Source organism: Paenibacillus allorhizoplanae, from assembly GCF_927798215.1.
Taxonomy (GTDB): Bacteria; Bacillota; Bacilli; order Paenibacillales; family NBRC-103111; genus Paenibacillus_E; species Paenibacillus_E allorhizoplanae.
The window spans coordinates 496,819-508,026 of the sequence record NZ_CAKMMW010000001.1 but is presented as its reverse complement, the minus strand read 5'-3'; the positions used below and the strand labels follow the sequence as shown (position 1 = coordinate 508,026).

Here is an 11,208-nt window from a genome sequence, read left to right as displayed (position 1 = left end):
AGAAGTCGATCTCATCATTTGAAAAAGAATGGCTGCGCTCAAAAGGCAGACCATTCTTTTTTTTCGTTTCTTCTATAAGTACCAGGGCTAGTACCTATAATGGATTTAAATGTTTTGGAGAAATGATGAACGTCCGTAAAGCCGCAGTATTCACTCACTTTCTGAATAGAGACGCCTTCGTTTAATAATTCTCGTGCATGTTCGATGCGTAAATGCAACAAATATTGGTAAGGTGTCGTGCCAAAATGTTGTTTGAAGAGCACGTTAAATCTAGACGGCGAAAGCCCGGCTCTATTGGCCATATCGATGACATTGATCGGTTCGGAAATATGAAATGCAAAGTAAGACGTGATCCAATTCAAAAAAGGTTGGGGAGATACCGACACCATTTGGGGTTTCATATAGAGTTTAAATACAAGAGTCAGCCATTCGTGGGCAAGCTGATTGGCTTCCATGACGCCAGTATACGTTTGAGACTGCCAGCACTCGATCATTTTCAGCACCAGATCTCTCATTTTATTCGAGTGGGCCGTCTCCAGCTTAAATGGGATTCGGAGATCCTGGCAATCATGCATCCTAGGTTGCATATAAGAGGCGTAGGGAGTCATGTCCAATTGCCCAGGCAGGGTTACAAAGCTGCTTTCCCTCAAAGGATTATAGAAAAAATCAAGGTGAATATATGGATTAATCGTAGGAGTAATCCCCTTAATGGTATGCACATCACCAGGCTGAAACAGGCAGAGGTCGCCTTCCTTCAACAAATGGGTATCACCGCCAAGTTGAATTTCAAACTGTCCTTCCTGCACATAAAAGAGGATATAATCCAGCAAGTTGCGCTCACCTAAAATAAACGGAGGTCGGACTGCATAACCCGCGATACGAATAAAAGGAGCAACCGCATAATTTTCTAAAATCACAAATAGTACACCTCTTTCACGATGCGATTGCAGTTGTTTTTTACATAAAAAAAGCGGTTTATCCACAAAGAATTTAGTTTGTTTTTCCATTATGATAAAGGGAGTAGATGACTTAAGTATAGCATTTTACAATGGGAGGATACACATGAAAAACGTGTATAAAGGCGCCAAAACGCGAGAAATCAGCTTTCCGTTAGGTGGGATAGGAAGTGGATGTATAGGCTTGTCGGGGAATGGAAGATTGGTGGATTGGGAAATCTTTAATCGGCCAAACAAAAAGAGCTTCAACGGTTTTAGCCACTTTGCAATAAAAGCAGAAAGGCATGGGAAAGTTCTTAATGCACGCGTGTTAAATGGAGATTTGCAAGCTTCTTACGTAGGTGAACATGTTCGAAACGCTCCTTTACATAGCGGATATGGCTTCGGACCGGAGAGCCAGACAATGGCAGGCATGCCGCATTTCGAAGAAGTTGAGTTCAGGGGAGAATTCCCATTTGCTGAAATGTCGTTCGCGGAATCAAGGTTCCCAGGACGTATTGAATTAGTAGCTTTTAATCCATTTATCCCCCTTCAAGAGGATGATTCCAGTATTCCCGCTGCCTTTTTCGAGTGGGAGCTGGAAAATACGGACGAAGTGCCGCTCACCTATACGTTATGTCTGTCTGCCGGCAATCCGATTCCAACAGAGAAGGTTGTTCACCAGTACAGTGAAAGCGATGGCGTCCATTCGATTCTGTTAGGATCGAATCAGTTTAACAGTGAAGATCCTTATTTTGGCGATATAACGATTGCCACAGATGCGGCAGCTATTAGCTACCAAGAATTCTGGTACCGTGGCGGGTGGTGCGATAATCTTGAGATGTTCTGGCATGACTTTACGCAGCCTGGGCAATTGAACAACAGGCAGTACCGCGAGGATGAGCCACCTGTGCGCAGGAGAGATACAGCATCGCTAGCTGCGCATGCGGAACTGATGCCTGGCGAGAAGAAAAAGATTAGATTCACAATTAGTTGGAGCTTTCCGAATGTGAATAATTATTGGAATCCGAATCCAGATGGTCCTAATGTCTGGCGAAATTACTATGCGACCCTGTTTGAAGATTCTCGGGCAAGCGCGAAGTATGCTTTTAAACATTGGAATTATTTATACGAAAGGACACTTACATTTAAAGAAGCACTGTTTTCTTCCACCGTGCCTGATGTTGTCAAAGACGCGGTTTCCGCGAACTTATCTGTCCTTAAATCGGCGACTAGCTTACGTCTAACCGATGGTTCTTTTTATGGATTTGAAGGTGTCATCGAGGACACCGGATGTTGCGAAGGATCTTGTACACATGTGTGGAACTACGCTTACGCATTGCCGTTTTTGTTTCCGAGGCTGGAACGCAGCATGAGGGATCTAGATTTCACGTACAATAAACGCGAGGATGGCAGAATGTCATTCCGCTTGATGCTCCCTCTAGGTCGCGAGAGGATGGACTTCCGCGCCTGTGCGGACGGACAATTCGGCGGTGTCATGAAAGTTTATCGCGATTGGAAAATCTCAGGAGATACGGAGTGGTTGCGATCTGTCTGGCCCGCCATCAAGCAATCGATTGAATATGCTTGGTCTGACACCAATGAGGACAAGTGGGACACCGAAAAGAGAGGAGTTCTTGTAGGCAAACAACACCATACGTTGGATATGGAGCTTTACGGTCCAAACTCCTGGTTGAGCGGATTTTATTTGGCTGCGCTCAAAGCGGGAGCCGAAATGGCTGAGTTCTTAGGCGATCAGAAGACATCAGAGGAATTCAGCAACTTGTTTCAAACCGGTAAACAGTGGGTAGATGAGCACCTATTCAATGGCCAGTATTACGTTCAACGAGTGGATTTATCGGATAAATCCTTGCTAGATCAATTCGACGAGGAAACGGTTCGTCACTATTGGAATGTGGAATTAGGGGAAATCAAATATCAGGTAGCCGAAGGCTGTGTGATCGACCAAGTCATTGCGCAGTGGCATGCTAATTTATCGGGGTTAGGCGAAATTTTTGATAAAGGCCAAACTCGTACCGCCTTGCAGTCACTGTATCAATATAATTTTAAAACCAGCATGAGACACGAGGCCAATACCTGGAGGTTGTACTCGCTGGGTAATGAGGGGGGACTTGTGATCTGCACATGGCCCGAAGGAATAAGTAAACCAGCTATTCCATTGACGTACAATACGGAAACAATGACGGGGTTTGAATATCAAGCAGCCTCGCACATGATTCAAGAAGGATTCATCGAAGAGGGGATATCAATCGTGGAAGCTATTCGTAATCGTTACGACGGCGAAAAACGCAATCCATGGAACGAAATCGAGTGCGGCAGTAATTATGCAAGATCGATGGCAAGCTACTCCTTGCTGCAGGCTTTCAGCGGATTTGAGTACAATATGGTTAATGGCATGATTGGTTTCAAACCCGAACAATTCGAAGAGGGGATATTCCGTATCTTCTGGTCACTCGATGCAGGCTGGGGGACCTTCGAGAAATGTGAGGAGCAAATACGCCTTCAAATTTTAGGAGGGCAACTCCACTTAAAGGTATTTAAACTTCCCGCGGAGCAACTTATTGCTATTGAACAAATTCAATCGAATGGCGATAACTTGGCGTACACAATCGAAGATAATGAGATACATTTTGCTGGTGGATATACGCTAGATACGACACATCCGCTTGTAATAAAGCTCCGTAAGTGACATTTGGTGCCATGCGGTTCCTGTTAGGGACTTTGGAGTCGGAGATCCAGTCTGGGCCAGTTGGCCTAATGCAGTACCTTGGTAAAGTCAGCATGTATGGGAGCATTATGCTTTCGGACGTGACCTTGACTATCTGAGAGACAAGGCTAGGCATCATAGGCATGTGTCTCATTTGTTTGGTGTCTTTCCAGGCAGTCAGCTGACAGCGGAGTCGGAACCTGAGCTATTCGAAGCTGCGCAAAGGTCGAAACTGAAGGATTAGAAGTGACATGGTCAGGTTTGAAACAAAGTCAATCATTCGCTATGAATTTACGCCAGTCGATATCATTAGCCATCGATTGAATCCAAGTTATTTTCATTGTTAAAAAAAAGTGAGCAGGATCCCACTGATGTTAAGGGATCCGAGCTCCGCTGTTTTAGATATATGTTGGCTGAAATTTCAGGATCTGTGAATCTTGACCAACTAGCTTATCTTTCTCCAACGTTATTTCTTGATCTCATTCCAGCTAGGCCAATCAGACCAAGCAATCCAAGCCAACCCCAGTTCGAAGCATTCGATCCCGAATTTACAGTGTCATAAGCGCGGATAGTATTCGAATTAGTAGAGTAAGTATTTAGCCCAGTTCCGTAATTTGTTTGGTTTAGCCTAGTACTGGGAGACGCAGGAGGTGAACTAATCGTTCCTGTATTTGTGCCATAAGGACCGTAATTATTCACATTACTATTTGTATTTATACTTGTTGAACCTGTTGGAGAATTCATTCCAACACCTGCATTTTCATGTGCTCCAACTGTTCCAAAACTTAATGCTGATGTTAATAAAATAGCAAACGTAAGAGTTTGAATCTTTTTCATAATGTTCCTATCTCCTCTCAACTCTTTATTTGGCATCGCTAGTTTGGCATAAAATAAAAGAGGACTTTCCTCTCCCTTAACACTAGAAGTGAAGGTCCTCAAATTACTTATTTCTTTAAATTAGTTGCTGCTATACCCGTAATGCGCGATGACCGGTTGTGATGACGGTATGGATCCTTGTTGTGGATATCCGCTGTTCTGGGAATTCTGTGCCTGATAGCCGCCATAATGAGAAATGACCGGCTGAGAGGCGTTTTGAGAATAAGCATTCATTTGAGATGCATAGTTAGGCTGCATGCTGTTCAGGGAATTCTGTGCCTGGTAGCCACCGTAACGAGAAATGACCGGTTGTGAGGCGTTTTGAGAGTAAGCATTCATTTGGGATACATGGTTAGGGTGCATGCCTTGCTGGGAATTCTGTGCTTGGTAGCCGCCGTAATGAGAAATGACCGGCTGTGAAGCGTTTTGAGAGTAAGCATTTATTTGGGATGCATGGCTTGGCTGCATGTTGTGTTGGGAACTCTGTGCTTGGTAGCCTCCATAATGAGAAATAACCGGCTGCGATGTACTTTGAGAGTATGCATTTATTTGGGATGCATGGCTTGGCTGCATGTTGTGCTGGGAATTCTGTGCCTGATAGCCGCCAAAGTGAGAAATGACCGGCTGTGAAGCGCTTTGAGAGAAAGCATTCATTTGAGATAGATGGTAGGGCTGTCCGCTCTGCTCCCGATTTTGAGCCTGGTAACCTCCAAAATGAGAAATGACTGGTTGTGAAGCATTCTGTGAAAATGCGTTGTCCTGTGTATGTTGTGTTTGATAGCCGCCGTAATGAGAAATGACCGGGTCCTGCGAAGTATTAGAATTAGCGTATCCGTTTGTATAGGATGATTGAGATGCATTGTTTAGGCTTTGCTGTCCGAATTGATTCATTTGAATTAGTCCCTCCTAAATTATCTATCTTGGCCGTAGAAGCCTACATTATTATTAGGATTCAACCTGCTTTTATCCTGTGAATTAATGGTTATTTACCCATGCGTTATCGATATAACGTCCATGTCGGGGATAGCTATTTTATTGAAATCAGCAGCCAATATTGATAATCCACTTGTCGATCATGAGTTCCCCTAGATATAGAATAAAGTAACTATAAAGTGAATTTTTGATTATTTCTTTTGGGTACAATACAACAGAGGTGATCCCATGCGTTGTTTACTTTGCGAGAATGAGCAATTGTTAAAAGGAAAAAAAGCGAAATGTTTTATATGTACCATTGTTAAGCGTCGAAATTCACCTAAAACTTAATCGTACAAGCTATGGAGGTTTTTATATTGAGCTCAAACCAGGATAAGCTTTCCATCATTGCCCTAGGAGGTGTAAATGAAATTGGCAAAAATATGTACGTTATTCAATATAACGGAGATATCGTCATTATCGACTGTGGGTCCAAATTCCCAGATGAAAGCCTGTTAGGAATAGATCTAATTATCCCTGATATCTCCTACTTACTTGAAAATAGAGATAAAGTAAGGGGTTTGGTTATAACTCATGGACACGAGGATCATATTGGTGGTATTCCCTATATAATCAAACAGTTGAATATGCCAATTTATGCTACACGACTTACCCTTGGCCTTATAAAGGGGAAACTTAAAGAACATGGTCTTCTTAACACGACTACTTTGAATGAGATTGATGCAAATTCTAGCCTTATTTTAGGGGCCATTCCAGTAAGCTTTTTTCGAACGAACCATAGCATTCCGGATTGCCTAGGTATCGTCTTCGATACCCCGCAAGGGACTGTCGTGCATACTGGAGATTTCAAATTTGATTTAACACCGGTAAACGAACAATATGCGGATATACATAAAATGGCAGCCATTGGCCAAAATGGTGTACTTGCTCTACTTTCTGAAAGTACGAATGCTGAGCGGCCAGGATTCACACCTTCTGAACGCTTCGTTGGCGATCATATTGAGGAAGCATTTGCAAAGGCTACTGGAAAAATATTTTTATCGACCTTCGCATCTAACGTCAACAGGTTACAGCAAGTCATTGTCGCAGCAGAGAAAACGAACCGTAAAATCGCCCTTTTAGGAAGAAGCATGGTCAATGTCGTAGACATAGCTGTATCCCTAGGCTACTTGAGAATGCCCCCTGATATGTTAATTGAAGCTCAAGATGTGAATCGTTATTCTTCCGATGAGCTCGTCATCCTCTGTACGGGAAGCCAAGGGGAACCCATGGCAGCATTAGCTCGCTTGGCCAGCGGTACACACCGTCAAGTCGAAGTTTCCCCAGGTGATACAGTTATACTTGCGGCAACGCCAATTCCTGGTAACGAAAGAAACGTAGCGCGCATTGTAGATAACTTGTTTGCAAGAGGGGTTAAAGTCATCTACGGATCTGGATCCGTAACAGGCATGCATGTATCTGGTCATGCAAGTCAAGAAGAATTAAAGCTAATGCTGACATTAATGAAGCCAAAATACTTTATCCCTATACATGGGGAATACCGAATGCTTCATCAGCACCGATTATTAGCTGAAGCAGTTGGTGTAGATTCTGATAATATTTATATAATCAATAACGGCGAGGTTGTAGACTTTATAAGCTCCAAAGCTCGTAAAGAGCGTCATGTTCCAAATGGAAATACATTAGTTGATGGGCTTGGTATTGGAGATGTTGGTCATATTGTGTTACGAGATCGAAAAGTTTTATCTGAAGACGGAATATTAATTTTTGTGCTTACCCTGAGTAAGTCGGATGGGACAATTGTATCGGGGCCAGATATCATATCCCGCGGATTCGTCTATGTAAAAGAATCCGAGGGATTGATGGAGGATGTACATCGGATTGCATTAACGACAATCACACAATTACAAGATGCGAAAACGAATCAATGGGGGCTTTATAAGCAAGCTCTAAAAGAAGCGATTGGCAAATATTTATATACCCAGACCAAAAGAAGGCCAATGATATTGCCAATTATCATTCAGGTTTAATATTCGTAATATAACGACCACTATATGGATGGTGTAAATTAATTCTAAAAACATATAATATCGATGTTTCAAATTACTTAAGATGGGTGGGCGAAAGTCATGACAAACCAGAAAAAAAGCATAAAATCAGCAAAGCAAAAAAACCAAAAGCCAAGTAACAATAACAAAAGCAGCAGCCATAACGGTATTGATGATGCAAATAATAATTCTGGCGGTTAATAAATAATTAAACAACTCAGTAGCCTCAACAAACAACCTCACTTCAATTGAAGTGAGGTTGTTCTATATAGCGGACGTAGCGGGAGATTGCGAAAGATCTGGGAATTTCACATTAGAGTGAATCATTCAATACTTTTTGGAAGATATTAAGTATTATAAGTAAATAATAGTACCGGATGTGAATGTTATGAATCGATATCTGCAAAGAACCAAACTGATAGTATTGATTTTCTTACTCGTTTTAGTAATTGGCTGCGGGAAACCGGATAATAAAGAAAATGATCTCGTCCAAATGAAAGCGTTAGATAAACCCATCTCGGTAAAACCGGTTATCTTCCTACATGTGGATTCCTTGCTATCTTCCGCAATTGATGAAGGAATTAGTAAAAATAGGCTTCCAACCTTCAAATACTTGAAGGAACATGGTCAATATCACAAAGAATTTGTGAGCTCGTTTCCGACGATGAGCGTGACGATAGACAGTACGCTACTAACGGGAACTTATCCTGACAAGCATCGGATTCCTGGGTTGGTTTGGTACTCATCTGCTGATAAAGACGTGATCAATTATGGAACAGGCGTTAGAGACGTTATGCGAAGAGGTCCCAATCCTTTTTTAAGCCAGGTTTTCATTGATTTGAATAACAAACACCTTAGTAAAAATGTACCTACGATCTATGAGGACCTGGCCAAACTGGGGTTAAAGTCAGGGGCCGTGAACGGAATCATCTACCGAGGAAAAACTGATCATCAGCTCAGTTTTCCTAGCTGGTTATCAGCTCCTACATCGCTACCCGAAGAAGTGACCGTGAAAGGCCCGGATTTCTTCACATTCGCCGCTTTTTCCAATCCCCTCCGAGGTATCATAGACTTACCGGAGAATGCAACGAAACATATGGGTATGAATAATGAATACGCGGCGAATGTCGCATCCTATTTAATAAAGACCGGCCAAGTCCCTGATTTTCTATATGTTTTTTTTCCTGAATTGGATCAGGCGTTACATCGGGATGGTCCATCCCATATGAAAAAGGTAATTGAAGTCGATCAGCAAATAAATGGCATTATGCAAAACTACGGTTCTCTTGATGAAGCACTGCGTAAAGCGATTTTTATTGTGGCAGGAGATAGCGGCGTAAGCCAAGTCCAACCAAGAGGGGATAATCCGGTTATAAAATTAACCGAGCTTTTTCAAAACTACAATTTGAATACCCCAGGTGAACTAGTAACGGAACAAACGGATTTGATCTTAGCTGCAAACGAAAGAATGACCTATGTGTACAATGCCAATGGCAAATATAGCAACCGCAATATCGCCGATCGATTAAGTACCGAAAAGCGGATCGACATGATTGCTTGGAGAGAGAACGGATGGATTAACGTCATCAAGGGGAATACCCTGAAAGAAATGAGGTATAAACCGAATGGTATCCTTACAGATCCCTATAAACAAAAATGGACGCTCGAGGGAAGTGTCGAAGTCCTGGATCTTACATGGAATCAGGCAAAGAATACGGTAGATTATGGTGACTATCCGGATGCGCTGCAGCGTCTATCCGCGGCTTTGAATTCTCATGATGGGGAATATTTCGTCGTTACGTCCAAACCCGGGTTCGAGTTTATAGATAAAAGCAACCCAGCACATCAAGGGGGAGGAGCCCATGGTTCTTTGCACAAATCAGACTCGCTATTTCCAGTTCTCATTGCGGGGACGGAACATCGCCCCCGGAGCCAGCGAATCGTCGATTTAAAGTCATATTTACTTGAACTCATTAGCCACGAGAATACCAAAAGGCAATAATGGTTGAACAGTAAACCTTACGAGAAATCGTAGGGTTATTTGATTTTCAAGGATTACTTATCGTACCTCATTTCACCGATTATAACGTTTAAAGCTACTGTTGCTTATTGCAATAATATGTGGGTTTTAGTGGTTTTTGTAATTGAATAACACAGAAAACCATCTGTAAGCGCTTAAAAAATTATTGACAATATACGGATTGCGAGTATTATATGTGTATAGGCTTCATGAAGCCACATTGTAAGCGCTTGATTGTGTGGGGTTGTTTGTCCTCGATGTGGTATTGTATGTCTAATCATTTTATTAGGGGGAATGAAACCGTATGAAGAGAGCAAATAAATCCATGTTGGTTCTACTCAGTACAGCGCTCAGCACCGGATTAGTGTTGACAGCTTGCAGCGCAGATAAAACGGCTAGTCCGAGTGCATCAGCAGGAACAGGTGCAAGTCCAGCGGCAAGTGCTGCGGTAGAGAAACCGAAGGGTAAAGTTACACTTGATTTTTGGACACATTGGGGCTCTACAACACGCCGTCCTATTATTGAGAAAATTATTAGTGATTTTAATGCTTCTCAAGATCGCATCACGGTAAAACATACATTCTTACCTTATGGAGATGGTTGGACGAAAGAATTAGCCGCCATTGCTGCAGGTAATCCGCCAGATGTCATCATCCAGGATATTAGCCAAGTGGCTCAGCGCGCAAGCAAAAAACAAGTGATGAATCTTACGCCTTACCTGGCAAAGGAAAATATTAAAGATCGATTCTTCCCGCACTTATTAAATGCTATGCAGTACAAAAACGAAGTGTATGCGCTGCCATTCGTAACAGATACGCGCGTCCTATTTTATAACAAAGCCCTTTTCAAAGAAGCAGGACTGGATCCAGAGAAACCGCCAAAAACATGGGCGGAATTAGAAGAGTATTCTAAGAAAATCGATAAAATTAACAATGGCAAAATTGAGCGCTTAGGCTTTCATCCTCGCATAGCAGGTGGGCAAGATATGTTCCTGAACAACGCTGATGGTGGTAGACCATGGCTGGATGACAAAGGGATTTATATCAACTCACCAAACCGAATCGCTGCCCTGGAATGGTATAACAGCTGGGATACTCGTTTAGGCAAAAAGGAAGTTGATGCTTTCAAGGCTAGCTTTGGCAGCAAAACAAATGATCCGCTTATTGCAGGCAAATTAGCAATGAAAATTGATGCGGGCACATTCTGGACGCAAATTCGTGACTTTGCCGCTAAGAAAGAAGACTTTGGTGTTGCAGCAATGCCTGAATTCAAACCAGGCAGCGGAAACTGGAGTAACGGCGGAGGCTTTACAATTGAAATCCCATTTGGCGCTAAGCATCCGGATGAGAGCTGGGAGTTCTTGAAGTATATGACGGATATTGATGCACAGAAATATTGGGCACAGTTCAACTTCGACAACGTTTCCAACATTAAAGCTTCCAATGATCCAGAGTTGATTAAAGATCCTATCTATAAGTTTACGGTAGATAACTTGAAAGATACTGTACTGGGAACAGTTCCTGTAACAGCGCCTGACTTCTTAAACTTGGTGAATCCTCAAATTGATGATGCGATCCTAGGTAAGCAAACTCCGAAGGAAGCATTAGACAAAGCACAGAAAGCTGTTGAAGATCTGGTTAAAGCAAATACTAAATAAGCATTAGATCA

8 protein-coding genes are annotated in these 11,208 nt (G+C 42.5%); 5 read left to right on the top strand and 3 right to left on the bottom strand.

Translation table 11 applies throughout. The annotated features are described in order from the left end of the window. Nucleotides 1-38 precede the first annotated feature (38 nt). Nucleotides 39-1,007, bottom strand: a complete 969-nt coding sequence (locus L6I86_RS01755; RefSeq protein WP_236284191.1) for an AraC family transcriptional regulator — start codon at nucleotides 1,005-1,007, stop codon at nucleotides 39-41. Nucleotides 1,008-1,062: 55 nt separating this feature from the next. Here L6I86_RS01755 and L6I86_RS01750 point away from each other — a divergent pair, with 55 nt between their 5' ends. Beyond that, a complete protein-coding gene (locus tag L6I86_RS01750) occupies nucleotides 1,063-3,645 on the top strand; it encodes a GH116 family glycosyl-hydrolase (protein ID WP_236284190.1) in 2,583 nt (860 codons plus the stop codon). Between the two features lie 133 nt (nucleotides 3,646-3,778). Then, nucleotides 3,779-3,907: a glycosyl hydrolase family 95 catalytic domain-containing protein gene (locus L6I86_RS35865; protein WP_420851833.1), complete on the top strand. Its 129-nt coding sequence runs from the start codon at nucleotides 3,779-3,781 to the stop codon at nucleotides 3,905-3,907. 206 nt (nucleotides 3,908-4,113) lie between these two features. On the opposite strand, the gene L6I86_RS01745 is transcribed toward L6I86_RS35865, so the two are convergent. Both L6I86_RS01745 and L6I86_RS01740 read right to left on the bottom strand, forming a co-directional pair. Further along, complete coding sequence (locus tag L6I86_RS01745) at nucleotides 4,114-4,500, bottom strand: WGxxGxxG family protein (RefSeq protein ID WP_236284189.1); 387 nt, start codon at nucleotides 4,498-4,500, stop codon at nucleotides 4,114-4,116. 120 nt (nucleotides 4,501-4,620) lie between these two features. Then, nucleotides 4,621-5,430, bottom strand: coding sequence for a hypothetical protein (locus L6I86_RS01740; protein WP_236284188.1), 810 nt, complete (start codon nucleotides 5,428-5,430; stop codon nucleotides 4,621-4,623). A gap of 398 nt (nucleotides 5,431-5,828) precedes the next feature. On the opposite strand from L6I86_RS01740, the gene L6I86_RS01735 reads away from it, so the two are divergent. From L6I86_RS01735 to L6I86_RS01725, 3 genes are all read left to right on the top strand, one after another. Beyond that, nucleotides 5,829-7,502 (top strand): ribonuclease J, encoded by a 1,674-nt coding sequence (locus L6I86_RS01735; protein ID WP_276574785.1) that lies wholly within the window; start codon nucleotides 5,829-5,831, stop codon nucleotides 7,500-7,502. Between the two features lie 406 nt (nucleotides 7,503-7,908). Continuing rightward, the gene (locus L6I86_RS01730) at nucleotides 7,909-9,522 is read left to right on the top strand and encodes an alkaline phosphatase family protein (protein ID WP_236284365.1); all 1,614 of its coding nucleotides are present in this window, start codon (nucleotides 7,909-7,911) and stop codon (nucleotides 9,520-9,522) included. A 322-nt stretch (nucleotides 9,523-9,844) separates the two neighbouring features. After that, nucleotides 9,845-11,197, top strand: coding sequence for an ABC transporter substrate-binding protein (locus tag L6I86_RS01725; RefSeq protein WP_236284186.1), 1,353 nt, complete (start codon nucleotides 9,845-9,847; stop codon nucleotides 11,195-11,197). Nucleotides 11,198-11,208 lie beyond the last annotated feature (11 nt).